Raw genomic sequence first — 26848 nt, forward strand, 5'->3', positions numbered from 1 at the left:
CATAAGGAAACCTGCGATGTCCCTGCATCCGGAACTCAATGCCTTCCTCGACTTGGCCGAAGAAAGCCAGGCCGATGGCCCCGGCCCGTTTCATTTGTCGACGCCGGCTCAGGCCCGGGAAGCCTTCGAGCGCACCACGGTGCAGTTGCGCTGGGGCGCGCCGACGGATGTCAGCGTCATGACGGTGCCGTACACCGCGCGTGATGGCGCCAGTCTGGAGCTGCGTTTATATCGGCCCGCCAATGCGCAGGCCGAGGCGCTGCCGGTGCTGGTGTATTTCCACGGTGGCGGTTATGTGGTCGGCAGCCTGCAATCCCATGACGGCGTGTGTCGCGAGTTTTGCGCGCGTACGCCGTGCGCGGTGTTGTCGGTGGGTTATCGCGTGGCGCCGGAACATAAGTTTCCAACGCCGCTCAATGATGGTGCTGATGCCTTGGCGTGGCTGGCGCAGCACGCTGTGGCTGAAGGTCTGGACATCAACCGCGTGGCATTCGGTGGCGACAGCGTCGGCGCGACATTGGCGACAGTGTTGGCCCTGCAATCGGCGCGCGATCCGGCTTCGCTGGCAATCACGCCTTGTCTGCAACTGCTCTGCTATCCGGTAACGGACGCCTCCACCAGCAGCCCCTCGACCGAGCTGTTCGGCGAAGGTTATCTGCTGGAAAGCGAGACGCTGGAGTGGTTCTACCGGCACTACGCCAACGACGCGGCGGATCGTCTCGACTGGCGCTTCTCACCGCTGCTGGCGACGGATTACCAAGGCATGGCACCGGCCGTCATCGCCTTGGCTGGCCACGATCCATTGCTCGACGAAGGCCGCGCTTATGCCCGGCGTCTGCAAGAGCACGGCGTAACCGTGGAGCTGATCGAATACACAGGTTTGATTCACGACTTCCTGCGTCTGCAGAGCGTGGTGCCGGACATCGATAACGTCTACACCCAACTCACCCAAAACCTGCGCACAGCCCTGTCACACTAAACACATCCCCTGTAGGAGCTGCCGAAGGCTGCGATCTGTTGATCTTCAAAAGCAAAAGATCGCAGCCTTCGGCAGCTCCTACAAAAAGCGGTTTCAGGGCATAAAAAAACCGGGCAATCGCCCGGTTTTTTTGTCGGTGGGGTGGCTTACCAGTCGTAAGACACTTCAACCGATGCCACGCGCTCCTGGCCGTAGTAGCAACCGAACGAGTAGTTGCAGTCCGAGATGTACTCACGGTCGAAGATGTTCTGCACGTTCACGCTGGTCTGCACGCCGCGCAGGCTTGGCGAGAGTTTGCCCATGTCGTAGCTGACGGTGGTGTCGTAGACAACGTAGGACGGCACGTCGAACGAGTTCGCCGCATCACCCGGCTTGCGACCGGTGTAGCGGGCGCCGACGCCGAAGGTCAGACCGTTGAGCGAAGCCTGGGTGAAGTGATAGTTGGCCCACACCAGCGCCGAAACAGGCGACTGTGCTTCGCTGCGGTTGTCTTCGTTGCCCCAGGTGTCTTTGGTGTAGAACGAGTCGAGGTAGCTGGCGGCCGCCATCACGTCGATGTTGTCGAAGGTCGATTTGACTTCCAGTTCGACACCACGCGAGCGCACTTCACCCGACTGCGCCTGGTATTGCGGGTACTCGGTGTCGCCGGTCAGCACGTTCTTCTGTTTGATCTGGAACACCGAAGCGGTGATCAGGGTCTGGTCGAACGGCTGGTATTTCACACCGATTTCGTATTGCTCGCCTTCGGTCGGCTCAAAGCCTTTGCCACCGCGCTCAGGCGCTGCAGTGCCGAGGGTCGGCAGGAACGATTCCGAGTAGCTGACGTACGGCGCGAGGCCGAAGTCGGTGACGTAGGTCAGGCCCACGCGGCTGGTGAATTTGTGGTCACGCTTTTCTTCGACGGTGCGTGCCAGCAGATCCTTGTTTTCCACTTCGGCCCAGTCCTGGCGGCCACCGATGGTGAGGATCCACTTGTCCAGTTTGATCTGGTCTTGCAGGTACACACCGGTCTGGCGAATGGTGTTGTCCCACTTGGTGTCCAGTTGCGGCGTGACGCTGCTGGTGTCGTAGTTGTTGTTCGCGCCGTAAAGGTTGATCGGCAACACGTTGTAGGCGTTGTAGCCGTCGTACTTACGGTTGAAGTGGCGATAATCCACGCCCATCAGCGTGGTGTGTTCCAGCGCGCCGGTGTTGAATTTGTATTCCAGGTTGTTATCGACGGTGTACGCGGTGTTGTGCTGTTTCCAGTTCAGCTTGACCCGGTTGGCCTGGGTGTAATCGGTCACGCCGGCGTCATCGGTGACGAAGCTGCGCAGGTAGAAACCTTTGTAGTCATCGCGCACGTCGGTGTAACGCGCGGTGGAGCGGTATTTCAAATCTTCGGTGAGGTTGTGCGTGAAGTCGTAGCCGAAGACGTACTGATCGCGTTTGTAGTCGTTGTATTTCGAGTCGCCGGAGAAGAATTCGCGGTCGATGCGCTCGCCGTTCGGGCCGCGCTTGAGCGAGCCGATCATCGGCAGCGCCTGATAGTCTTCCAGACCGTCGTCACGCTGGATCTGCGCGAGCAGGGTCAGCGAGGTGTCGTCGTTTGGCGTCCAGGTCAGGCTCGGCGCCAGCAACATACGCTCGCTGTGGGTGTGATCGACCTGTTGGCCGCCTTTTTTGCCAACGCCAACGACGCGGTAGGTGAACTCTTTCTGATCGTCGATCGGGCCGCTGGTGTCGAACGCGCCGTTAACCCGATCGTAGCTGCCGGCCCCCAGTTTGACCTGGCTGCGCTGCTCGGTAGTCGGACGCTTGGACACCATGTTGATGATGCCACCCGGCTGGTTTTGGCCGTACAGCACCGAGGATGGGCCTTTGAGCACTTCGATGCGCTCTAGGGTGTACGGATCGATCTGCGGTGCGCCGCCGAGGCTGCCGGCGTACGGCAGGTAGGCACCGTCGAGGTACAGCGGCGTCGGTGCAAAACCACGGCTGGTGATTTCGTCGGCGATGGCGTTGCGGTCGGTGAAACCACCGACGTTAAGGCCCGGCGTGTAGCGCAGGGCCTGGGTCAGGTTGCGTGCGCCCTGGGTCTGCACTTGCTCGGCAGTGATGACGTTGATGGTCTGCGGTATTTCCAGGATCGGCGTGTCGGTCTTGGTACCGGTGGCGCTGCGAGTCGCGACATAGCCGTCGACCGGGCCATAGGCGGATTCAACCGCTCGGCCATTGATGTTGGTCGCGCCCAGCTCCAGCGAGTTACCGCTCGATCTGCCGCGCACGGTGACAGTGTTGTCCTGCACGGTGAACATGACGCCGGTCCCCACCAGCATCTTCGACAGCGCTTGCGACGGCGACAACCGGCCGCTGACCGGTTGGCTGCGCAGGCCCTGTACGTCATCGGCGCTGTACAGCACTTGCATGTTCGATTGCGTGCCCAATGCCTGCAGTGCGCTTGCCAGCGATTGCGCAGGGATATTGAAATTCACTTCTTCAGCCTGAACGTGGGCGCTGAACGGCAAGGCGAGGGCCATGCTGAAGGCGGTAGCGCTGAAGCCAGGTTGCAACATGCGACGCATGATCAGCGCCTTGGTAAAACGTGGAATCCCCGGAATTGCTGGCATTGTGTTTCACTCTTGCAGGTTTAAATTGGGTTGTAGTTGTTATCGATTCTTAATTAGACGCACGAGCCGCAGAAAACCAGAATGAGAATCGTGGCTATTTACGCCGTTTGCAGTTCCGTGATGACTTTCCCCGCTTCCATCCGCACCAATTGGTCGGCGACATCGAAATAACGATCGTCGTGGGAAATGACGATGATGGTTTTGCCCAGACGCTTCAGGTCGGGCAGCAGCTCGGTGTAGAAAATGCGCCGGAAGGTCGGATCCTGATCCGCCGCCCACTCGTCGAACACCAGCACCGGACGCTCCTCCAGCCAGGCATTGACCAATGCCAGACGCTTGCGCTGGCCGGTCGACAGGTCGGTGGTGGTGAACGAGCCGTCACGCACGCTGACCTTGTGCGCGATCTCCAGGCGTTGCAGGTATTGGTTGGCGTCTTCGGGGATGTGCGTGTCGCCCTGTACCACGTCGTCGAACAGGTAGTAGTCGGCGAAAATCGTCGTGAACAGTTGGCGGTAGTCGTCGCGGGTGAGGGCGGTGACCACTTGCTCGTTGAGGCGGATTTCACCCTGCTGCGGCGCGTAAAGTCCCAGCAGCAACTTGATCAGGGTGGTCTTGCCGCAACCGTTTTCACCGACAATGAAAACGATGTCGCCCTGTTCGATCTTCAGGTTGACCGGGCCGAGTTTGAACGGCGTGGCGCCTTCGACCGCCGGGAAGCTGTAGGCGACGTCGGTCAGTTCGAGGCTGTGCACCGGGGTTTTGCGATTGCCCTGATCGCTGAGCAACAGGTGCGGCTCTGGCGAGGAGAACTGTTCCGACAACTCGGCGATGCGGCGGAAGGCGATCTGCGCGCGGCTGACAATCGGCAGCGTGCCAATCAAATGCTCCAGCGGCCCTTTCATGTACAGCAGCACCAGCACGAAGCCGCTCATCACCGCTTTGTCCGTGCTCGGCCAAAGTGATTGCAGGGCCAGCGCCAAACCGATCACGACAAAGAACAGCATCGAACCGAAGGTTTTTGCGACCACGAAAATATTCACCGAGCGAATCTGCGTGTCGCAGATTTTGTCGGCGGTGTGCTCGATACCCGAGACGAACATGCGATGACGACGTGGGCGGTGGATGCGCAGTTCCTTGGCGCCTTCAGCGATGGCGTTGTAGTGCTTTTGCAATTCGTCTTCGGAATCGCGAGCCTCCATGAAGCCTTTGATGCCGTGGCCGCGAGCGATGTACTGGACGATGGTGCCGATGATGATCGCCACCACCATCATCAAAAACATCGGCCACGACAGCATCGCCAGGTAGCCCATGCAGCCGAGTGTCACGGTGAGGGAAATGGCCAGCGGCGCGAAGGCAAAGGCGAAATCGCTGATGGTATCGACGTCGTGGGTCAGCACCGGAATCAGCCGATGGCTGCGATAGCGCTCGATCTGTTCGATCGGTGCTGAGAGCACCTTTTCGCCCAACTCTTTGCGCAGTTTGGCGATGATTTTCTGGCCGACGTAGTTGGTGCCGATGTCGGAGAAAATCGAACTGACCAGTGCCAGCAGACACAACCCGGCGAACGCGGCGACCACGGTGTTGGTCAGGCCGCCCTCGGCATGCAGCACATTATTGATTGTCGCCAGCAGCACCGTGACGCTCAGGCCACCGACCATGCCCAGCAGGATCGAGCCGGCAACAATCAGACGAAAGGGTTTGAGCAGGGTGAACAATTCATTGATCACCCCGCGTGTTGGTTTGCTCATGGAGGTTCCCTGCTTGAAAGAACGGCGAAGGCCGGCATCGGTCGCGGGCCTCGCCTGGGTGCGTAGAGGGCGGGGGCGCGTCGCAATGGATCGCGCCCACCTGTAAAACGACTGGAGGGGTGGTTAATTTAAGGGGCGCTGCGGTTACAGATCGCGGGCGACCCGGAAGCCGATCCAGTCGCCGCGATCACCCGGCACCAGCGCGTTGCGGTTGCCGGAGCGGGAGAACACCGGCGCCTCGCCCCAGTCGTTGCCGCGAATGCGCTTGAATTCGCACTTGCCGGTCAGCCAGGCGCTGCCGTCGCTCGGTGCGCCGACGTAGTTTTCGTTGTAGCAATCGGCCGTCCATTCGTAGACGTTGCCGTGCATGTCGTACACGCCAAACGCATTCGGCGCGAAGCTGCCGGCCGGGGCGGTGAAGTTGTAGCCGTCGGCGGCGCCATAGGTGTTGGCGTGCTTGGCGATGCTGTATTCCTTGCCTTCATCGAACGGGAAGGGGAACGGCCCTCTGCTGCCGCCACGGGCGGCGTATTCGCGCAAGGATTCGCTGACCAGACGGTATTGCTTGCCGGTCTTTTTCGACAGCCACGCGACGTAGGCATTGGCCTCGGCGAAGTCCATGCACACCGCCGGGTGGCGGTCGGTGTATTGCTTGCGCGGGTCGCTGCCCTGATAGTCCGGAATCCCCGCTTTGCACGCGCGGCCCGGGCGGTCGTCGCCGTCCGGCATCTGGTAACCGGTGTCCTTCAGGTAGGCGAACCATTCGCCCTTGAGCACCTGAAAACGGCTGATGGCCAAGGGTTTGGCGAACGTCACCGGGTGCATCGGGCTTTCATCGGGCTCGCGGCCGACTTCGTCATCCGGGGTGCCCATGGTGAAGGTGCCGGTGGGCAGCACGACCATTTCCGGGCAGTCCTTGCAGTCCTTGAACACTTTGCCCGGCGCGGGTGGCGTGGCGGCCTGAGCGGCGCTCGGCATGAGGCCGGCGGCGAGGGCGGCGAGCACCAGAGCGGGCAGGGCTTTCAGGGAAAAACGAGGTAACTCAGTGTTCATTTCGCGTCTCGCTAAAAAGGAAAAAGAGGGCAGGCTCACAGGGCCTGGTCGAGGATGCTCAGCAAGCGCTCGATCTGCGCTTCGTTGTTGAGCAGCCCCGGTGCGGTGCGGATCACCGGGCCGACGTCACGCTCGACGGCATCGGCAACCACACGGTTGGCCATCAGGTGCGCGGCGATCTTGTCGCTGTCCTTGCCCTTGACACGGAAGAAGGTGAAACCGGCAGAAAACTCCGGACTCAACGGCGTCACCAGTTCGATCTGTGGGCGTTGCAGCAGACGTTTTTTCAGGTGGCTGTTGAGTTCATGGATGCGCGCCTGCACCTCGGCTTTGCCCAATTGCAGATGCAACTTGAACGCCTCGGTCAGCGCCCAGCGATGTTCGAAGGCGTGATAACCGCCCGGGGTCATCGTCGTGGAAAAGTGCTCAGCCTCGGAGAAGGTCGGGATGATCGGCGTGACGTATTTCACCTCCGGCGTGCGGCTGCAAACGATGCCGGTGCCACGTGGGCCGAACATCCATTTGTGTGTGCCGGCGATGAAGAAGTCGCAATTCATCGCCGGGAAACTCAGGTCTTCAACGCCAAATCCGTGCACGCCGTCGACCACGTAAATGATCCGGTCAGCATCGCTGCGCCCACGGTTGTGTTTGTCGACCAGCGCGCCGATCGCGCCGAGCGGCAGCTTCACGCCGCTGCCCGAATGCACCCAGCACATGCCCAGAACGCGGGTCTCGGGGCGGATGCTGCGGTCGATGTTGGCGAGCAGTTGTTTCTCGCTGATCGTTTGCGGATCGTCGAACAGGCGGATCTTGCGCACCTTGGTGCCTTCGCGTTCGCTGCGCAGTTCCAGAATCGAGTGGGTGGCGTAGTGCTCGTGTTCGGTGGTGAGGATTTCCTGATCGGCGCGCACGTGCACGCCGCCATAAATCATGGTCAGGCCTTCGGTGGTGCTGCCGGTCAGGGCGATCTGCTTGGCATCGGCTTGCAGGTATTGGCCGGCCCACACGCGCACGTCGTGTTCGCGCTGTTCGATCACGCCGACGTCCCAGTCCATCGCCAGTCCCGGGTTTTTGTCGAGCGCGGCGCGGTGCATTTCAATGGCGTCGCGCACCGGTTTCGGGTGGCTGGTGATGAGGAAATTGGAAAAGTGCAGGTACTCGGGATCTTGATTGAACAGCTGCTGCAACTGCGCCCATTTATCGCGCGGCAAAGGCGCGATCGGCGTGGCGGCAGCAACGCTCGGCAGGCTCGCGCCGAGTGGCAGCGCCGCCGCGAGGATTCCGGCCTGCTTCAAAAAGTCACGACGATTGCTCATGGCTTGACGGTGTCCTGAGCAGCGGCCACTGCCGGTTTGGCGGATTTCTCGACCTGATCCCAGACGCGCAGGAAATTGCCGCCCCAGAGCTTGGCGATGTCGCCTTCGGAGTATCCGCGCGAGAGCAATTCGGCGGTGACGTTGCGGATCTCGCCGACGTTCTCCCAGCCTTTGACGCCGCCGCCTTCGTTGAAGTCGGAGCTGATGCCGACGTGATCGATGCCGATCTTGCGCACGGTGTAATCGATGGCGTCGCCCAAGTCTTTGAGGCTGGCTTTCGGTTCCTCTTCGAGAATCGCGTAGAGCTGACCGGCGTACTCGCCAAATTTCTGCTCCGACCACGCGGCGATGATCGGGTCGCCCGGCATCAGTGCCATCGCCAGGTTCGGCAGCGGTGGCAGGTCGTAGCGTTTGCGCAGTTCGTTGAGCTTGTCCTGAGTGCCTTGGGTCAGCGGGCGCAGGTACTGCGAGAAGCCGACGATCTGCACCACGCCGCCACTGTTTTTGATCAGCTGCATTTCCTTGTCGCTGAGGTTGCGCGGGATATCCACCATCGCCCGTGGTGCCGAGTGCGACGCCACCAACGGTGTGCGGCTCAGTTGCGCGACTTGCTCGAGGGCTTTGGTCGACATCTGCGAGACGTCGATGATCACGCCCAGATCGTTGAGGCGTTTGACCGCTTGCTTGCCCAGATCCGAGAGGCCATCGAGGGCGTCCGGCGAATCGTTGAAGAACGGCAACGGCCGCGACGAATCAGCCCAGTCGTTGTTGCCGATATAGCTGAAACCGAACATGCGCATGCCGCGCGCCGTCCACAGATCCAGCAAGTTGAGGTCGTGGCCGAGCGGGTAGGCGTTGAGCATGCTGATGAAAATCGCAAACTTGCCTTCGCCGTGCAGGCGACGGAAATCGGCGGGGGTGTAGGCGATCCCGACCTGATTGGGGAAGTCGCGCACCATGCCGGAAATGATCTTGTAGCGGATCTCTTGCTGGTTGCGCGCCTCGTCGACGAAACCGGCGGTGGGTTTGTGCGGGGCGTTGGCGCCGTTCCAGATTTCCGGCCAGCCGAAAATCGTCAGCGCCGCGCCGGAAAGGCGACCACGGTTGGCTTTGACCAGGTCGAACTGGCCGCTGCCGTCCTTGTCGACCTCGTTGCCGGTGGTGCCGAAATCCTGGGTGACGGTGATATGGCTGTCGAACGAGAGCATGTGCTCGTGCAGCGCTTCGGCCTGCTGCATGACTTTGTGCGGGTAGCCGGGATTGTCCTTGAACCAAATGTCCCACACCGCAAAAGCAGCGCCGGCGCTGACCGCCAGAGCCAGCGGCAGGCCGATGAAAAGAGCCTTTTTCGAACGTGGTTTTGTCATTGCCATCTCAGTCAGGTTCGCCGTCGAGGTGCAGGCGCAGAGGCCTTTGCTATCTGGGAAGAACGAGTGGATGGCGGGGAAATTTAGCGGGAGGCGGGCAATCAATAATTAAGTGTGAGGTTCATTGTGGCGAGGGGATTTATCCCCGTTGGGCTGCGCAGCAGCCCCAAAACCCACACGCGCGGTATGTCAGACATTCTGCGTTGTGAGGTTTTGCGAGCGCTTCGCACTCGAACGGGGATAAATCCCCTCGCCACAAGGGTGTCCATTCCGGGAAGTCGGTGCAGGGCTTAAATTTGCCGATCCAGTAAACGTTCTAGCTTGGATAAAGCCTGCTTCAGGGCTGACACAGGTAGGGCAATGAGGATTTCTCGACGATGGTTCATGGCAGGCCTGGCGTTGACCGGCGCTGCCGTACCGGCGGCTTATTTCGGGCACCGTGAATGGACGAAGCCGGATCCGACGATCACCCCCGGTGAGGCGTCGTTCGATGTCGCCGACGTGGCCGGGCAGCGCCTGTCCAATGCCTTGCGCGGCGTCTGGAACATTCGTTTTACCGGCACTGACGCCGGCCTCGATGGCTTGCCGGCTGAAGGGCTGGAAGTGTTTCTCGACATCGGCCAGAAGGGCCGGGGCGTCAATGGCTTCCTCGACACTGCCGAGCGTTTGCGCAGTGACGAAACACCTCGTTACCGAATTCTTGGCGATCTGGCTGGGGCTGAGGCTTCGAAACTCAGTTGGCGGTTGCTCGGCGCTGACGGTCGCGTCGATTACGAACTGAACATGATTCTCGATGAAGTCTGGGCTGACTTCGGCAATGCCGGCAGCGGCACCCTCAGTGGCACGGTGCATCGCCTCGATCGCCCGTTGGCCTTGCCCGCTCAGGACAATCGCTTTATCGCCGTCAAATGCCTGTTCCCCGAAGCCCGCCAGCGCACGCCGTTGAATGCGCCGTTGCTGGCATGGCTGGTGTCGCCGGAACATCGCCTGTTCCATCAAGTCTGGCACGCCACCCGCGACAAATGGCATACGCTGCCCGAGGACAAGCGCAATGCCCTGCGCGGCCTCGGCTGGCAGCCCGGGCCGCGTGACCAGGAGCGGGATGCGCGTGGCACGCACAAGGATCGCAACGGCTCCGGCATCGATTTCTTTTTCATGCACCGGCACATGCTCGGCACGGCGCGCTCGATGATGGATCTGCCGTCGTGGCAGTTTTTCCCATTGCCGCAACCGGAGCTGATCCGTGATCGCCAGGGCTTCGCGCGCTACTTCGACAACCACGACGGCACTTCGCTGCCGCCGACCTGGCTGGCGGCCGAAGACGATGAATACACCCAATGGGTCAGCGACCTGAAAACCGCCGAGACCTATCAAAGCAATTTTGAAGTCTGGGAATCGCAGTACCGCGATCCGCAGTATCTGTCGAAGCTCACTTTGGGCCAGTTTGGTTCAGAGGTTGAGCTGGGCCTGCACGACTGGCTGCACATGCGTTGGGCGTCGGTGCCGCGTGACCCTTCCAACGGTCAGCCGGTGCCGCTGGCGCGTGATCTGGATGACTTCGCCGCCCGCTGGTTCGCCGCCGAAAACGATTTTCTCGGCGACCCGTTTTCATCCCATGTGAACCCGGTGTTCTGGCATTTTCACGGCTGGATCGATGATCGCATCGAGGACTGGTATCGCGCGCACGAGCGCTTCCATCCGGGGCAGGTCACGCGCCTTGAGGTCAACGGCGTGAAGTGGTTCGCGCCAGGCCGCTGGGTGGAAATCGCTGATCCATGGCTGGGGCCGGATACGCACGGTTGCAGCACTACGCCGGGTTTGCAGATGGGCCGATCAGTGGAGATGGATCCGGAAACCATGAAACTGGCCCTGCGCATCACCTTCGGCGAAGACGAAAACAAACTCGCCAACCTGTTCCGCCGCGTGCCGCAACGGCCGTGGTATGCGCGCAATCTCAAGCCGAAACAAACTTCGGCTTGAGACCGCGTCATCATTCTTCGCGAGCAGGCTCGCTCCCACATTGGATCTCATTCCTACTGAAGGAACTCGGTCAAATGTGGGAGCGAGCCTGCTCGCGAAAGCGGCCTGACAGGCTGCGCAATTACAACGCCTGCCACCCACCGCCAAGCGCCTTGTACAGCGCGATACTCGCCTGCACCCGCGACAGCCGCAGTTGCACGTTCAAATCTTGCGCTGCATACAGCGTGCGCTGGGTTTCCAAAACCGTCAGCAAGTCCTCGGCCCCGGCCTGATAGCGGCTTTGGGCGATGTTGAAAGCGGTCTGCGCCTGACTCAGTTCTTCGCTCTGCCACTGGCGTTGTTCGTCCAGCCCGCGAATGCTGTTGAGGGCTTTTTCGACGTCGGCGAAGCCGTTGATGATCGCGCCGCGATAGGTTTGCAGTAGCTCATCCTGACGCGCCGTGGCCTTGTCGCGCTCAGCGCTGAGGCGGCCGTTATTGAAGATCGGCGCGACCAGCCCCGCAGTCAGGTTGTAGAAAGGACTGCGGATCAAGTCATCAAACTTGTCAGCGCCCGAGCCGAGCTGCGCCGTCAATGTGACAGTGGGCAACATCGCGGCGCGAGCGACTTTGACATCAGCCTCGGCGGCCGCCAATTGTGCTTCGGCGCGAGCAATGTCCGGGCGATGGGTGAGCAAATCGCTCGGCACACCGCTGGCAATCCCCGGCCATTGCAGGCGATCGAATGATTCCTGATTGGCCGCGAGTTGCTGCACCGGTTGGCCGAGCAGGGCGGCGAGGCTGATCAAGGCGTCCTGCGCCTGTTGTTGCACCAGCGGCAGTTGCCGTTGCTGGGCGGCGACCAGGCTTTTCTGCTGCGCCAGTTCCAGCGCTGTCGCCGAGCCAGAATCAAAGCGCGTCTGCACCAGTTTCAGCACGCTTTGCGCGTTGGCCAGATTCAGTTCGGCAATGCGACTCTGCTCACGCAACGACAGGGTTTGCGCATAAGTATTGGCAACGCCGCTGAGCAACGTCAGCTCAACGGTCGCGCGATCAAATTCGCTGGCCTGCAACGCAAATTGCGCACTGTCGCGAGACGCCTGTTTACCGCCCCAGAAATCGATCTCATACGTCGCGCTCAAATTGGCATCGAAATAGTCCACGGCTTTATTGCTGCTGTCGGCATCCAACTGGCTGTAACCCTTGCCGCGCAACAGTTTCTGCCGATTGGCATTCAGCCCGGCCTTGACCTCCGGCAGCAACGAGCCGCCAGCAATCACCGTGCTGGCCTGCGCCTGCTGAACTCGCGCCATCGCAGCGGCAAGGTCAAAACTGCCGACGCGGGCCTGTTCGATCAGACGATCCAGCTCCGGGCTGCCAAACTGTGTCCACCATTGCGGGTTGTTGCGGGCGACGCTGGCGCTGTGTGGCGATTGCCACGCAGCGGGGGCTTGCACGCCGCTGTCCGGGCGCTGAACGGGACTGCCGCAGGCGCTGAGGAGCAGGCACACGGTCAACAAACTGAGGCGCGGTTTCATAGATCGATCATTCACTGGTAAGGGCCGTGACCGGGTCGAGCCGGGCAGCTTTGCGGGCCGGCATGAAGCCGAAGACAACACCGGTCACAAGGGCGCAACCGAAGGCGCCGAGCACCGCGAGCAACGAGAACGCCACGGCGATATCGCTGAGGATCAACACGCCGCCAACGATCAGCGCGAGGGCGATCCCGGCGATGCCGCCGACCACCGAAAGCATCACCGCTTCGGTGAGGAACTGGCGGAGGATGTCGCGTTGGCGCGCGCCGGTGGCCATGCGAATACCGATCTCGCGGGTACGTTCGCGGACGGTCATCAGCATGATGTTCATCACACCGATGCCGCCGACCAGCAGCGAGATCGCGGCAATCGAACCGAGCATCAGCGACAGGGTGTTTTGCGTGCGCGCTTCGGCCTGAATCATCGCGGCGTTGTTGGTCAGTTCGAAATCCTTTTTGCCGTTGTGCAGACGCAGCATCAGCTGTTCGATGGCGTGTTCGGCCTCTTTGACCTTGCGCGCATCGGTGGCGGCGATGGCCACGTATTCCGGATCGTGGGTGCCGAACAGGCGCACGCTGGCCGCCGAATAGGGTACGGCGATGCGGTCGTCACTGTCGGAATCACCGGAGCTGGCGCCTTTTTCCGCGAGCACGCCGACCACCTGAAACGGCACGTTTTCGATAAGAATGTATTGGCCGATCGGGTTGGCCACGTCCTTGAGTAATTTGTTGCGCACCTTATGGCCGATCACCGCGACGGCCGAGGCGTTTCGCTCGTCCTGCTCGGTGAAGTAACTGCCTTCCACCACCGGCCAATTGAAGATCGCCGGGAAGTTGGTGTCGTTGCCGCCGACGTAACTCAAGTGGTCAGCATTGCCGTAACGCACGCCAGCCTCGGTGCCGATCACCGGCATGATGCGTTGCACTTGCGGCAGGCTCGCCAGCGCGCGGACATCGTCGAGAGTGATGATTCCCGGTGGCGTGCGCGGGTTCGGTGCCGAGCCGCTCAGGTACAGAATGTTCGATCCGAACGCGCCCATTTGCGCCATGACCTGACGCTTGCTGCCTTCACCGACGGCGAGCATCACCACCACTGAAGCCACGCCGATGATGATGCCGAGCAACGTCAGCGCGGTGCGGAAGCGGTTGATCCACATCACTCGCCACGCCGCGTGCAGGGCGTCGACCAGCTCGCCCTTCCAGGCGCCAGTGGCTTCGGCACCTTCGCTCAGGCGCTTGCGCAAGTCGACCGCTTGCAAGGCGCCGGGGTTGGCGCTGGTCTGGGCGTCGGGGTTGTCTTTGGCGCTGTCGCTGATGATCAGGCCGTCGCTGATTTCGATGATGCGTTTGGCCCGCGCCGCCACTTCGCGGTCGTGGGTGATGAGAATCACCACATGGCCTTGACTGGCCAGCTCGTCGAGCAGCGCCATGACTTCTTTGCCGCTGTGGCTGTCGAGGGCGCCGGTCGGTTCGTCGGCGAGAATGATGTGGCCGCCGTTCATCAAGGCGCGGGCAATCGACACCCGTTGCTGCTGACCGCCGGACAACTGATGCGGACGGTTGCCGGTGCGTTCGGCGAGGCCGAGACGGTCGAGCAGGGCGGCGGCCCGGGCATGCCGTTCGGTGGCCGGAGTGCCGGCATAGATCGCCGGCATCTCGACGTTTTCCTGGGCCGAGCCGGACGGAATCAGGTGATAACCCTGAAACACGAAACCGAAGGCTTCACGGCGCAGCCAGGCCAATTCATCGCTGTCGAGCCCGGCGACGTTTTCCCCGGCGAAACGGTATTCGCCACAGGTCGGTCGATCGAGGCAGCCAAGGATGTTCATCAGCGTCGATTTGCCGGAGCCGGAGGCGCCGACAATCGCGACGAATTCGCCAGCGTGGATCGACAGGTCGATGCCGCGCAGCACATGTACTTCAGGCGCGTCGCCGCCACCGTAGGATTTGCGAATGTCCTGCAGGTCGATCAGGGGCGTTTGCATTCAACCCCCGCTGCCAGTGGCCGGGCCGATCAGCAGATGATCGCCTTCGCTGAGGCCGTCGAGAATCTGCACCTTGAGCCGATCACTGATGCCGGTGCGCACTTCGCGCGATTCGATGTTGCCGTTGGCAGCGACCACTTGTGCGGTCTGCCGGTCAGCTTTGACGCTGCCTTGCAGGGCGGCGACTGGCGCGGTGAGCACGTCCTTGGCCTGATTGGCGACGAAGAACACCTGCGTGGTCATTTCCGCCATCAGCGCGTTGTCGGCGTTATCGACATCAAGCAGAACGGTATAAAGCACCACGCGCGCGCTGCCGCTTTTGCTGGTGCTGGTCGGGCTGCCGCCGCCCTGACTGGTTTGATCGAGGGGTTTGGGCGGCACCGGCAGGATCTGCCGCACGGTGCTGCTCCAGCGCCGATTACCGCCGCTGAGCGTGGTGAAGTAAGCGCTCATGCCCGGTTTGACGTGACCGATATCCGCCTCGGAAACCTCGGCCCACACGGTCATCGGCGACAGTTTGGCGATGCGCAGAATCAGTGGCGTCTGTTGCTGGGCGTTGAGGGTCTGGCCTTCGCGCGCATCGAGAGCGACCACGGTGCCGGCCATTGGCGCGTAAATACGTGTGTAGCCGAGTTCGGCTTGATCGCTGCGCAGGCTGGCTTCGGCCTGGCGGATCTGCGCCTGGAACATGTCGATGCGCGCTTGCGTGGCTTTCAGTTCGGCGCGGGCGGTTTGCACGTCTTCTTCGCGGGTTGCGCCGCCGGCAGCGAGGTTTTGCTGACGCTGATATTTCTGCTGTGCCAGCTCATGTTGCGCGCGCTGTTCCTGCAATTGCGCCCTGAGGTTTTCGATCGAGAAGCGCCCGGCGTCGAGTTTGGCCTTTTGCGTCGACGGGTCGATTTCCACCAGCAACTGGCCTTCCTTGACCACGTCACCGACTTCGACGTGGATCTTCTGAATCTGCCCGGAAGCCTGCGCACCGACATCCACATAGCGTCGCGGTTGCAGGGTGCCGAGGGCGGTGACGCTGCTTTCTATATCGCCGCGCGACACTTGCACGGTGGCGAATTTATCCCGGCCCGGCGGCAACATTTGCCACGCGGCATAGCCGACGACGGGGATCAGACAAAGGACTGCGAGCAGGGCGCGTCGGGCGGGGCGGGGACGTTTCATGCAGGGTTCCGGCCAGTGGAATTCGGCCCGTCATCCGGCCGCCGCGCACAGAGGGGGCAGCGCTGAACGCTGTCGCGGGGCGCGACAGACACGGGGAGCTGTCCTGTAAACGAGGAAAGAGCGGCGGAATTTAAGCGCTGACACACGAAGTAACAGCTATAGCGCAGCACTATTTATCGGGCAACGGCAAACACCACTTTAAATCTATATGAGAATTACTATAAATTACGCACCTCAAGTTGCCACTATCTTGCTACTGCGTTTCACGCCGTCGTCAATCGGTGTGCTCAAGGACAGAAACCGCACGTTTGCGGCCGGGAGTCATGTTGGAAAACTACTATCGCGAGCTGGTGTGTTTCCTCAACGCCAAGCTCGGCAATCGTCAGATTGCCGAAGATGTGGTGCATGACGCCTATCTGCGGGTGCTGGAGCGTTCCAGCGATACACCGATCGAGCAACCGCGTGCGTTTCTTTATCGTACGGCGCTGAACCTGGTCATCGACGACCATCGGCGCAACGCTTTGCGCCAGGTCGAATCACTCGATGTGCTCGACAACGAAGAGCGCTATTTCACCCCGTCGCCCCACAGCACTCTCGATCACGGCCAGCGTCTGGAAATGCTCCAGCGCGCGTTGGCAGAACTGCCGCCGCTGTGTCGCGACAGTTTTCTGCTGCGCAAGATCGAAGGTCTGTCGCACCCGGAAATCGCCGAACAGCTGGGCATTTCCAAGGCGCTGGTGGAAAAACACATCGTCAATGCGATGAAACATTGCCGCGTGCGGATCAAACAATGGGACGCCCATTGAGCCGACTTCGTTAAATTTTATTTCACTGTCCTCGTTCCTACTCAACAGACGACCTGCTGTCCTGCTCAAGGCCGGTCAGGTCACTTAGGCTCTCCATGCCCCTTGTTGAGGGGTTCCTCCAGAGGACACTGGAAATGACTCAGGCAATTGCATCGCCCATCGTTCACGACCTGATCGGCGTCGGTTTCGGCCCTTCGAACCTCGCGCTGGCCATCGCTCTGCAAGAGCGCGGCCCGATCCATGGCGAGCTGGATGTGCTGTTCCTCGACAAGCAGGCCAATTACAGCTGGCACGGCAACACCCTGTCGACGCAAAGCGAGTTGCAGATTTCCTTCCTCAAGGATCTGGTGACCCTGCGCAATCCGACCAGCCCGTACTCGTTCGTCAACTACCTGAAGGATCACGGCCGTCTGGTCGACTTCATCAACCTCGGCACGTTTTACCCGTGCCGCATGGAGTACAACGATTACCTGCGCTGGGTCGCCGGCAAGTTCACCGAGCAGAGCCGTTACGGCGAAGAAGTGCTCACCATCGAGCCGGTGCTGCACAACCATCAGGTTGAGGCGCTGCGCGTGATTTCCCGTGGCAGCGACGGCCAGCAACATGTGCGCACCACCCGTTCGGTGGTGGTCAGCGCCGGTGGCACGCCGCGTATTCCAGAAGCGTTCAAAGCGCTGAAGGGCGACAGCCGTGTGTTCCACCACTCGCAATATTTGTCGCAAATGGCCAAGCAGCCGTGCGTGAACAATCAGCCGATGAGCATCGCAATCATCGGTGGCGGGCAGAGCGCGGCGGAAGCGTTTATTGATCTGAATGATTCGTTCCCGTCGGTGCAGGTCGACATGATCCTGCGCGGCTCCGCCCTCAAGCCTGCGGACGACAGCCCGTTCGTCAACGAAGTGTTCTCGCCGGAATTCACCGACCTGGTGTTCCAGCAGAACAGCGCCGAGCGTGAGCGTTTGGTCAACGAGTACCACAACACCAACTACTCGGTGGTCGACATCGACCTGATCGAGCGCATCTACGGCATCTTCTACCGCCAGAAGGTCTCCGGGATTGCCCGTCACGCGTTCCGTACGCTGACCACAGTCGAGAGCGCTACTGCGACTGAAAACGGTATCGAACTGGCCGTGCGCAACAACGCCACCGGCGAAGTCACTGTGCGCAACTACGACGCGGTTGTATTGGCCACCGGTTACGAGCGGCAGATGCACCGCAAACTGCTGGCGCCGCTGGAGGAGTACCTCGGTGATTTCGAGGTCGACCGTAATTACAAACTGATCACCGACGAGCGCTGCAAAGCCGGCATCTACATGCAGGGCTTCTGCCAGGCCAGCCATGGTTTGAGCGACACCTTGTTATCGGTGCTGCCGATTCGTGCGGACGAGATTGCTGGCTCGCTGTATGAGCATGGCAAGAATCGTGGGCATCGGTCGATGGCGGATTTGCTGCTGGCGACTGCCAGCTGAATCTGCGTTGCCTGATCCACCGCTTTCGCGAGCAAGCTCGCTCCCACAATGGTTCTGTTTACGCAGGACAAAATGTGGGAGCGAGCTTGCTCGCGAAGAGGCCATCAAAAACACCGTGAAATTTGAACCAGATCGTTCCCACGCTCTGCGTGGGAATGCCTCAACGGACGCTCCGCGTTCGGCCTTCGACAGGGACGCGGAGCGTCCCGGGCTGCATTCCCACGCAGAGCGTGGGAATGATCATCCTGAACCCTTCCTGAACATCCCCCACATTCCCCGGCGCCCGGCCTTTTGCGGGTTTACTCTCCAATCATCGGGGCGTAAGCTTCGCGCGTTTTCATCAATAGCGGAGACCCACAGTGGGTACTTGTTCGAGTGACAGTTGTCGGCCGGTCTCGGTAACCGGCAGATTCTCGGCAAGATAACGCGCAGACTTTCTCTGTCGTTGTCTCGCCGTAAAAGCGAGCAGCGGCATCCCGTGCATGACCCGTCCTGGGCCATGGCTAGACGTCCTTCTCATCGACGCTGAACAGAGCGTGGTTTCGACTTTATTGTCGTGATCGCAGTCCTATCGACACGCCTGTCTTTTCTGACCGGCGCGCCAAGCCTTGCCGTGCCGGTTTTTCCGGCGGACGAGGCGCGGCCGTACCTGCTTGACGGTTTCCCGGCTGACCACAGGGGCAACAGCCATGAAACTTACGCTCAAGGAATTTTTCGCAGGCTTCCTGCGCACCCGCCACATCGCCCGGCACTTTCGTCGTCTGGCGCTGCTGGAATCGATCAACGACACCACGGTCAGCCGTGAAGTCCCACCTACTTTGGCCAACACTCTGGTCGATGCCGCGCATTGCGACAGCGGTGTGCTGCTGTCGTCATTGGGCACGCATTCCGATGGCCTGACCGATTTCGAAGTCGATGCGCTGCGTGCGCAATACGGCCTTAACGAAGTCGAACACGAGCAGCCGCTGCCGTGGTGGACTCACCTGTGGCACTGCTACAAAAACCCGTTCAACCTGCTGCTGACCCTGTTGGCGGTGATCTCGTGGCTGACCGAAGACCTCAAAGCCGCCACCGTGATTTTCAGCATGGTGGTGCTGTCGACGCTGCTGCGCTTCTGGCAGGAAAGCAAATCCAACCAGGCCGCCGATGCACTGAAAGCCATGGTCAGCAACACCGCCACCGTCATGCGCCGAGACGCGCCACGCAGCGAATTGCCGATCAAACAACTGGTGCCGGGGGATCTGATCGTGCTCTCGGCCGGTGACATGATTCCTGCCGATTGCCGCGTGCTCAGCGCCAAGGATCTGTTCGTCAGCCAAGCTGCGATGACCGGCGAATCGATGCCGGTGGAGAAGTTTCCGCGTCAGGCTGATCGCGACACGCGCAATCCGCTGGAGCTGGACAACATCCTGTTCATGGGCACCAACGTGGTGTCCGGCACTGCGGTGGCGGTGATCCTGACCACCGGCAACAGCACCTATTTCGGTGCGCTGGCCCAGCGGGTTGGCGCAACCGATCGCGCGGTCACTTCGTTCCAGCAAGGCGTCAACAAAGTCAGCTGGCTGTTGATCCGTTTCATGTTCGTCATGGCGCCGCTGGTGCTGTTCATCAACGGTTTCACCAAGGGTGACTGGACGGAAGCATTGCTGTTCGCGCTGTCGATTGCTGTCGGCCTGACCCCGGAAATGCTGCCGATGATCGTTACCTCGACGCTGGCCAAAGGCGCGGTGTTTCTGTCGCGCAAAAAAGTCATCGTCAAGCGCCTCGATGCGATCCAGAACTTCGGTGCGATGGACGTGCTGTGCACCGACAAGACCGGCACGCTGACGCAGGACAAGATCTTCCTCGCGCGTAATGTCGACGTGTGGGGCGCCGATTCCGATGACGTGCTGGAAATGGCCTACCTCAACAGCTACTACCAGACCGGCCTGAAAAACCTGCTGGATGTCGCGGTGCTGGAACACGTGGAAATCCACCGTGAACTGAAAGTCGGCACGGCGTTTCGCAAGGTCGATGAGATCCCGTTCGACTTCAATCGTCGGCGCATGTCGGTGGTGGTCGAAGGGCGCGGCCAGCCGCATCAGCTGATCTGCAAAGGCGCGGTGGAAGAAGTGCTGGCGGTCTGCAGCCGCGTGCGTCACGGCGACGTCGATGAAGCCTTGAGCGATGAATTGCTGACCAGGATTCGTCAGGTCACCGCAGCATTCAACGCTGAAGGCTTACGCGTAGTGGCCGTGGCCGCTCGCTCGATGCCCGAAGGTCGCGAGATTTACAGCCTGGCCGATGAACAGGAACTGACGCTGATTGGTTACGTGGCGTTCCTCGATCCACCGAAAGAAAGCACTGCGCCCGCGCTGAAAGCCTTGGCCGAACATGGCGTGGCAGTGAAAGTGCTGACCGGCGACAACGAACTGGTGACCGCGAAGATCTGCCGTGAAGTCGGCCTCGCGCAACAAGGCTTGCTGCTGGGCAACGACGTCGAGCGCATGAGCGATGCCGAACTGGCGGTGGCGGTAGAGACCACCAATGTCTTCGCCAAACTGACGCCGTCGCACAAGGAGCGCATCGTGCGCATCCTTAAAGGCAATGGTCACGTGGTCGGGTTCATGGGCGACGGCATCAACGATGCGCCTGCGCTGCGTACCGCCGACATCGGTATTTCCGTGGACAGCGCGGTGGACATCGCCAAGGAAGCGGCCGACATCATCCTCTTGGAAAAGAGCCTGATGGTGCTGGAGGAGGGCGTGCTCGAAGGGCGGCGCACCTTCGCCAACATGCTCAAGTACATCAAGATGACCGCCAGCTCCAACTTCGGCAACGTGTTCTCGGTGCTGGTCGCCAGTGCGTTTATTCCGTTCCTGCCAATGCTGCCGATGCACCTGTTGGTGCAGAACCTGCTCTACGACATTTCGCAGATCGCCATTCCGTTCGATAACGTCGACGAGGAAATGCTCAAAAAACCACAACGCTGGCAGCCGGGCGACGTCGGGCGATTCATGCTGTTTTTCGGCCCGATCAGCTCGATCTTTGACATCACCACGTTCGCCTTGATGTGGTACGTCTTCGATGCCAACACCCCGGATCACCAGACGCTGTTCCAGTCCGGCTGGTTCGTGGTCGGGCTGCTGACCCAGACGCTGATCGTGCACATGATCCGCACGCCGAAGATTCCGTTCCTGCAAAGCCGTGCCGCCATGCCGCTGCTGGTGATGACCGGAATCATCATGGCGGTCGGCATCTTCCTGCCGATGGGGCCGCTGGCGCACTACTTCAAATTGCAGGCGCTGCCGTCGCTGTACTTCGTGTTTCTGCCGGTGATTCTGCTGGCGTACATGGCGCTGACCCAAGCGGTGAAAGGCTTCTACATCCGCCGGTTTGGCTGGCAATAACAGCAACACCTGTTCCCCTGTAGGAGCTGCCGAAGGCTGCGATCTTTTGATCTTGTTTTCAAAAGGCAACATCAAAAGATCGCAGCCTTCGGCAGCTCCTACAGGGGCTCGTTTCAAGCAGGCCCCACAAGGGGGTTTGTGTTTTTTTCAGGGAGATGACGATGCAAGCCATCAACAACCTCAACCTCGATTCACTGCTCGACACCCTCGTCAGCCTCAGCGCCGCGTTCATCCTCGGTGGCCTGATCGGTTTCGAGCGCCAGTACCGACAACGCACGGCGGGTCTGCGCACCAACGTGCTGGTGGCGGTCGGTGCGGCGATTTTCGTCGACATGGCCAACCGTCTCGCCGGCGCTGAAGGCGCGGTGCGTGTGGTCGCTTACGTGGTCTCCGGCATCGGTTTTCTCGGCGCCGGGGTGATCATGCGTGAAGAGGGCAACGTGCGCGGCCTCAACACCGCCGCCACCCTGTGGACGTCAGCCGCCGTCGGTGCCTGCGCCGGCGCCGACCTGCTCGCCGAAGCCGTGCTCGGCACGCTGTTTATCCTCGCTGCGAACACCTTGCTGCGGCCGATCGTCAACAACATCAACCGCCAACCGCTGGACGTGGTGTCGGCGGAAGTCACCAACATCGTCTACGTTATCGCCCGGCGTTCGCAGCAAACGGCGGTGTTCGCGTTGCTCGAAGCGGAGCTGGAACGCAGTAATTACCCGGCCAGTGATGTCGACGTGCATGCCTTCGGTGCGGACGAAATCGAGATCGAAGCGACATTGGCGACAACGTCGGTGGACGGCGATGAGCTGGATGCACTGGTCGCGCGGATCTCGACGTCAGCGTTGGTGGTGCAGGCGTTCTGGAGTCCGAGTACCACCGAATAGCGGCACTTTGTTGGCGCCGGTCTGGCGTGGCCGAGCGCGTGAATCAAGGAATTACCGCCAGTCTTTTTAGGACGCGTCCTACAGAATCTTCCGTTTGGCCTCCGTAGGCTTGCATTCATTTGAAGCCGTCTAACCCGTGAGGTTTACGATGAACAACAAAGCCCTGCGCATTCTGATCGCCGATCCGCAACATTTTCACCGCATGAAAATCGAGCGTGCATTCAATGGTCTCGGTTACTACCGCGTGGCACCGGTGCAGAGCCTGGTCGACCTGCTGACCCTGGTCGATTACGGCTGCGAACCCTTCGACATCGTGGTGATCAACGCTGAAATGGCCGCTGGCTCACTGGATCTGCTGGGGTTTTTCCTCGATAACCCGCATGTTCGCCACGCCTTGATCTACAACGAACCTACTGCGCCATCACGGGCGATTCCGGGTTTTGCACAAGACAACGTGCAGATCAGCCATTGCGTGCTGCCGAATGCGCGAATGATCGAGCAGTTGGCGGCGCTGGCCGATGCGCCAAAACCCGGAGCCTGCGCTGACTTGATGCGTGTTCCAGCGTTGAAACGTCAGGCTTAGACACAAATATTCAATGGCCGCAACTGTCAAACCTGACAGGTAGATTCGCCGTCGTTCCCGTGCAACAGTCTTTGCGCAGCCACCCTGTCCGCTCATGCGGTCGTGTGGCGCCAATGTCATGTCTTGCCATCGGGAGTGTTCATGAAGTCAGCGCTGATCGTCGATGATCATCCGGTGGTGTGCGCCGCCGTCAGAATCGTGCTGCAAGCGGAAGGTTTCAAAAAGATCCACGAGGCATCCAGCGGGAATGAGGTGCTGCCACTGATTCGTGAGCACGAACCTCAATTGGTGGTGCTTGACCTGAATTTGCCGATGCTCGGTGGGCTGGATGTGCTGGCGCGGATCAAGGCCAACGATCTGGAATGCCGGATTCTGGTATTCACGTCCCATGAGCCGTTGTTCTATCAGGAGCGTTGCCTGCGCGCCGGGGCCATGGCGTTTGTGCCCAAGACGAATCAGTTGGCGCAGTTGCACAAGGCGATTCAGGCGCTGATGTCGGGGTACACCTATTTCACGGCACTGCCTGATCAGGCAAACGCATCGAACGCTCTGCACTACACCGAGAAGCAGATGATCGATCAACTTTCCGATCGGGAGCTGAGCATATTCGTGCAACTGGCGCGAGGAGCGCCCAACAAGACCATCGCCGAAGACATGCACCTGAGCCACAAGACTGTCAGCACCTACAAAACCCGATTGATGACAAAACTGGGCGTCTCCTCCGGCGTTCATTTGCGTGATTTCGCTAAGCGCAATCACTTGATCTGAGAGGCCGCACATGCGCATCGGCCGCTGGGTTGTGATTGCATTGGCGGCGTGGGCGCTGACCGCGTTGGCCGAAACGGCGCCAACGACGTTGGAGATCCTCACGCGAACCCGGCTGGAGAATGTTCAAGTACGGCTCGACGGCACCGACCGGCAATGGCTGCGCCAGCACCCGGTGTTGCGCATGGGCATTTCCGGGCCGGATTACCCGCCGTTCGAATTGACCCGCAACCACCATCAACTGGAAGGGCTCAGCGCCGATTACGCCGATCTGCTCGCGCAACTGCTGAATATGCGTGTCGAAGTGCTGCGTTACGCCAATCGGGAAGCGGCCATTACCGCGCTCAAACGGGGCGAGCTGGACGTACTCGGAACCTCGAACAACTTTGAACTGGCTGACCCTGAGCTGGTGCTGTCTCGCGCATACGCCGAAGATCAGCCAATGCTGGTGACCCGGCTCGGAGAAGCGCCGCTGGCCGATCTTGCCGGCAAACGCCTGGCCATGGCCGAAGACTATTTACCACTGGCGACCGTGCAGGGCTTTTATCCACAGACGCATATTCAACGTTACCACTCAGCCATGGACGCACTCGGCGCCGTGGCCTTCGGCAGAGACGATGCCTACCTCGGCGACTTCATCAGTGCCAACTACCTGATCAACACCAATTACCGCAACGACGTGCAACTGGCCGGGCCGTCCGGGCTGGATGCCAACCCGTTCGGCTTCGCACTGCGCCGCACGGATGCGCGATTGAAACGGATCATCGACAAGGCGCTGGTTGCCATTCCTCTGCTCCAGCGCCAGATTATCGAGCAACGCTGGAGCGCCGGGCGCGCGGAAATGGCCGAGCAGTCGCAAGTACGCCTGAGTGCCAAAGAACAGCGCTGGCTCGACCAGCATCCGCGCGTGCGGGTCGGCGTTATCGATGATTTTGCGCCGCTGTCGTTTTTTGATGCCGAAGGTCGCCTCAGCGGGCTTGCGGCGCCGTTGTTGAGTCTGATCAGTCAGCGCAGCGGCCTGACGTTCGAGGTGGTGCGCGGTCGCTCGCTGGATCGCCAGATCGAGCAATTGAAGGCTGGCGAGCTCGATGTGCTGCCAGTGGTGACGCCGAGCAGTGAGCGTGAAGCCGAATTGCGCTTTACCCGAGCGTATCTGAGCAATCCGTTCGTGCTGGTCACGGCAGCAGGTGTGGACAGCCCGCGCAGCCTCGATGATCTGGCCGGCAAACGCCTGGCGATTTATCGCGGGCATCCGTTGCGTGGGTATTTGCTCGAGCATGCACCGCAGGTGAAGTTGGTCGAGGTGCCCAGCCCGGCGGCGGGCATGGAAATGATCGCCAAGGGCCAGGCGGACGCGACTCTGAGTTCGTTGCTGGTGGCGCGTTATCTGATCGCCCGTCATTACCGTGAGCGCGTGCGCATTGTCACCACCGTCGGTGATCAACCGGCAAGAATCGCCTTGGCTACGGTGCCGCAGGCGGCTGAGCTGCAGTCGATTCTGAACAAAGCATTGCTGAGCATCGCACCACAGGAAATCGATGAACTGGTCGGCCGCTGGAGCCATGACATGGTGGTCGATGACAGCTATTGGCTGCGTCATCGCGGGGAGATTTTGCGCGGTTTTATCGGCGCTGCGGTGTTGCTGCTATTGGCGCTGGCGTGGATCGGTTTTCAGCGCCGGCAGATCCGTCAACGTCAGCAATGGTTGCAGCAATTGCAGGAGGCCAAGGACGTGGCCGACGATGCCAATCGTGCGAAAACCACGTTTCTGGCGACCATGAGTCATGAAATCCGCACGCCGATGAACGCCTTGATCGGCATGCTTGAACTGGCCCTGAAACGTGCGGAGGAGGGCGTGACCGATCGCCTGGCGATCCAGGTCGCATCCAGTGCCGGGCAGCAATTGCTGGCGCTGATTGGCGACATTCTTGATATTGCGCGGATTGAATCCGGGCATTTGTCGCTGGCGCCCGAACGCGCGAATCTGCGTGAACTGGTCAGTTCGGTGTGCAGGGTTTTCGAAGGTTTGGCGCGACAGAAACGCTTGCTCTGGCACCTTGATCTAGAGGCTGGCAGTGACGTTGATGTGCTGATTGATCCGACGCGGTTCAAGCAGGTGCTATCGAATCTGCTGAGCAATGCGATCAAGTTCACCGAGACCGGCGAAGTGAGTTTGCAACTGCGCGTGAATGCTTTGGAGGCCGGGCAACTGGCGGTCTGCGTGATTATCGAAGACAGCGGCATTGGCATCAGCCCTGAAGACAGGCAGCGTTTGTTCAGTCCATTTGTGCAGGCCGGCAACGACCCGCATGCGGCGCGCAGTGGCTCGGGGTTGGGCTTGGTCATCAGTCGCAGCCTGTGCGAAATGATGGGCGGCGAGTTGCAACTCGAGAGCAAAACCGGCGTCGGCACGCGAGTCACCGTTCGCCTTGAAGTGGCGTTGCTAGAAGCGCTCGAACAAAACCATGCGCCCACGCCAATCGCCTCCGAACCCGTGCAATCGCTGAGCATTCTGGTGGTGGACGATCACCCGGTGAACCGCTTGTTGCTGTGTTGGCAACTCAGTGAGTTGGGGCACCGGACGGTCGACACTGAAGACGGCGAGCAGGGCTTGAAACTGTGGCGCGAGCAATCTTTTGACGTGCTGATCACCGACTGCAACATGCCCCGGCGCAGCGGTTATGAACTGGCGCGCGCGATTCGTCAGGACGAAGCGCTCGCAGGTGTCGGTCGACGTTTGATCATTGGTTTTACGGCCAATGCGCTGGTCGAGGAAAGAGCCCGTTGCCTCGCAGCGGGCATGGACGATTGCCTGTTCAAGCCAATTCGTTTGCACGATCTGAGTGTGGCGTTGAGCGGCGCCAGCCACATTGAGCGAGGTATCGAGCGATCAGAGAATCCGCCGCTGGCTGAGTTCGACCTCAGCGCGCTGGAGCAGTTGGCGGGGAATAACCGCGCCCTCATCGATCACCTGCGCAAAGAAGTACTGAACAGCCTGCACGCCGATTTGCTGCGCCTCGACGATCTGTTGCAAACCCCTGACCGTGGCGGCCTGCGCGATCTGGCCCATCACATCAAGGGCGGTGCACAAATGGTCGGCGCCGCGCGCGTGGTGTCGGCGTGTACCGACCTCGAACACGCCTGCCGCGATGCTGAAAGCGCAACGCTAGGCGTGAGCGCCAGTGCATTGCGCGAGGCCATGCAAGGTCTCGCGCAACGCCTTCAGGCCTGAGCGA

The 26848-nt window shown here is 60.6% G+C and carries 17 protein-coding genes; 9 read left to right on the forward strand and 8 right to left on the reverse strand.

Annotated elements, in window-relative coordinates; translation table 11 throughout:
* Positions 1-16: 16 nt before the first annotated feature.
* Positions 17-979 (forward strand): alpha/beta hydrolase, encoded by a 963-nt coding sequence (locus AD669_RS08925; protein WP_053118848.1) that lies wholly within the window; start codon positions 17-19, stop codon positions 977-979.
* 146 nt (positions 980-1125) lie between these two features.
* Here the strand turns inward: AD669_RS08925 and AD669_RS08930 are convergent, their stop codons facing one another.
* The 5 genes from AD669_RS08930 to pvdM form a co-directional block, all read right to left on the reverse strand.
* Entirely contained in the window at positions 1126-3588 is a 2463-nt protein-coding gene (locus tag AD669_RS08930; RefSeq protein WP_082341413.1) for a TonB-dependent siderophore receptor, read from the reverse strand.
* Positions 3589-3686: 98 nt separating this feature from the next.
* Positions 3687-5336 (reverse strand): cyclic peptide export ABC transporter, encoded by a 1650-nt coding sequence (locus AD669_RS08935; RefSeq protein WP_053118850.1) that lies wholly within the window; start codon positions 5334-5336, stop codon positions 3687-3689.
* Positions 5337-5480: 144 nt separating this feature from the next.
* Positions 5481-6389, reverse strand: coding sequence for a formylglycine-generating enzyme family protein (locus tag AD669_RS08940; protein ID WP_053118852.1), 909 nt, complete (start codon positions 6387-6389; stop codon positions 5481-5483).
* A gap of 35 nt (positions 6390-6424) precedes the next feature.
* A complete protein-coding gene (locus AD669_RS08945) occupies positions 6425-7705 on the reverse strand; it encodes an aminotransferase class V-fold PLP-dependent enzyme (protein ID WP_053118854.1) in 1281 nt (426 codons plus the stop codon).
* The gene (pvdM, locus tag AD669_RS08950) at positions 7702-9072 is read right to left on the reverse strand and encodes a pyoverdine-tailoring dipeptidase-like protein PvdM (protein WP_053118856.1); all 1371 of its coding nucleotides are present in this window, start codon (positions 9070-9072) and stop codon (positions 7702-7704) included. The genes AD669_RS08945 and pvdM overlap by 4 nt, the downstream gene beginning before the upstream one ends.
* Before the next feature lie 360 nt (positions 9073-9432).
* On the opposite strand from pvdM, the gene AD669_RS08955 reads away from it, so the two are divergent.
* Complete coding sequence (locus AD669_RS08955; RefSeq protein ID WP_053118858.1) at positions 9433-11052, forward strand: hypothetical protein; 1620 nt, start codon at positions 9433-9435, stop codon at positions 11050-11052.
* Between the two features lie 121 nt (positions 11053-11173).
* Here AD669_RS08955 and AD669_RS08960 read toward each other — a convergent pair whose 3' ends face one another.
* From AD669_RS08960 to AD669_RS08970, 3 genes are read right to left on the reverse strand one after another with little or no spacing between them, the layout of a single operon-like run.
* Positions 11174-12568 carry an efflux transporter outer membrane subunit gene (locus AD669_RS08960; RefSeq protein WP_053118860.1) on the reverse strand — a complete coding sequence of 465 codons (1395 nt, stop codon included), beginning with the start codon at positions 12566-12568 and terminating at the stop codon, positions 11174-11176.
* Positions 12569-12575: 7 nt separating this feature from the next.
* Positions 12576-14549, reverse strand: a complete 1974-nt coding sequence (locus AD669_RS08965; protein ID WP_053118862.1) for a MacB family efflux pump subunit — start codon at positions 14547-14549, stop codon at positions 12576-12578.
* Positions 14550-15722 carry an efflux RND transporter periplasmic adaptor subunit gene (locus AD669_RS08970; protein ID WP_053118864.1) on the reverse strand — a complete coding sequence of 391 codons (1173 nt, stop codon included), beginning with the start codon at positions 15720-15722 and terminating at the stop codon, positions 14550-14552.
* A gap of 323 nt (positions 15723-16045) precedes the next feature.
* Here AD669_RS08970 and AD669_RS08975 point away from each other — a divergent pair, with 323 nt between their 5' ends.
* The 7 genes from AD669_RS08975 (at position 16046) to AD669_RS09005 (ending at position 26844) form a co-directional block, all read left to right on the forward strand.
* The gene (locus AD669_RS08975) at positions 16046-16528 is read left to right on the forward strand and encodes a sigma-70 family RNA polymerase sigma factor (protein WP_053118866.1); all 483 of its coding nucleotides are present in this window, start codon (positions 16046-16048) and stop codon (positions 16526-16528) included.
* A 134-nt stretch (positions 16529-16662) separates the two neighbouring features.
* Positions 16663-17997, forward strand: coding sequence for a lysine N(6)-hydroxylase/L-ornithine N(5)-oxygenase family protein (locus tag AD669_RS08980; RefSeq protein WP_053118867.1), 1335 nt, complete (start codon positions 16663-16665; stop codon positions 17995-17997).
* A gap of 689 nt (positions 17998-18686) precedes the next feature.
* On the forward strand, positions 18687-21386 hold the full coding sequence (mgtA, locus tag AD669_RS08985; RefSeq protein WP_053118869.1) for a magnesium-translocating P-type ATPase: 2700 nt from the start codon (positions 18687-18689) through the stop codon (positions 21384-21386).
* Positions 21387-21547: 161 nt separating this feature from the next.
* Positions 21548-22264 carry an MgtC/SapB family protein gene (locus tag AD669_RS08990; RefSeq protein WP_007913384.1) on the forward strand — a complete coding sequence of 239 codons (717 nt, stop codon included), beginning with the start codon at positions 21548-21550 and terminating at the stop codon, positions 22262-22264.
* A gap of 148 nt (positions 22265-22412) precedes the next feature.
* The gene (locus tag AD669_RS08995; protein WP_053118871.1) at positions 22413-22847 is read left to right on the forward strand and encodes a hypothetical protein; all 435 of its coding nucleotides are present in this window, start codon (positions 22413-22415) and stop codon (positions 22845-22847) included.
* Between the two features lie 141 nt (positions 22848-22988).
* On the forward strand, positions 22989-23615 hold the full coding sequence (locus AD669_RS09000) for a response regulator transcription factor (RefSeq protein ID WP_053118873.1): 627 nt from the start codon (positions 22989-22991) through the stop codon (positions 23613-23615).
* A 10-nt stretch (positions 23616-23625) separates the two neighbouring features.
* Positions 23626-26844 (forward strand): ATP-binding protein, encoded by a 3219-nt coding sequence (locus AD669_RS09005; protein ID WP_053118875.1) that lies wholly within the window; start codon positions 23626-23628, stop codon positions 26842-26844.
* The last annotated feature ends 4 nt before the right edge of the window (positions 26845-26848 follow it).

Origin of the sequence: Pseudomonas sp. P1.31, assembly GCF_001269815.1 — a bacterium.
In the GTDB taxonomy this organism is placed as follows: Bacteria; Pseudomonadota; Gammaproteobacteria; order Pseudomonadales; family Pseudomonadaceae; genus Aquipseudomonas; species Aquipseudomonas rustica.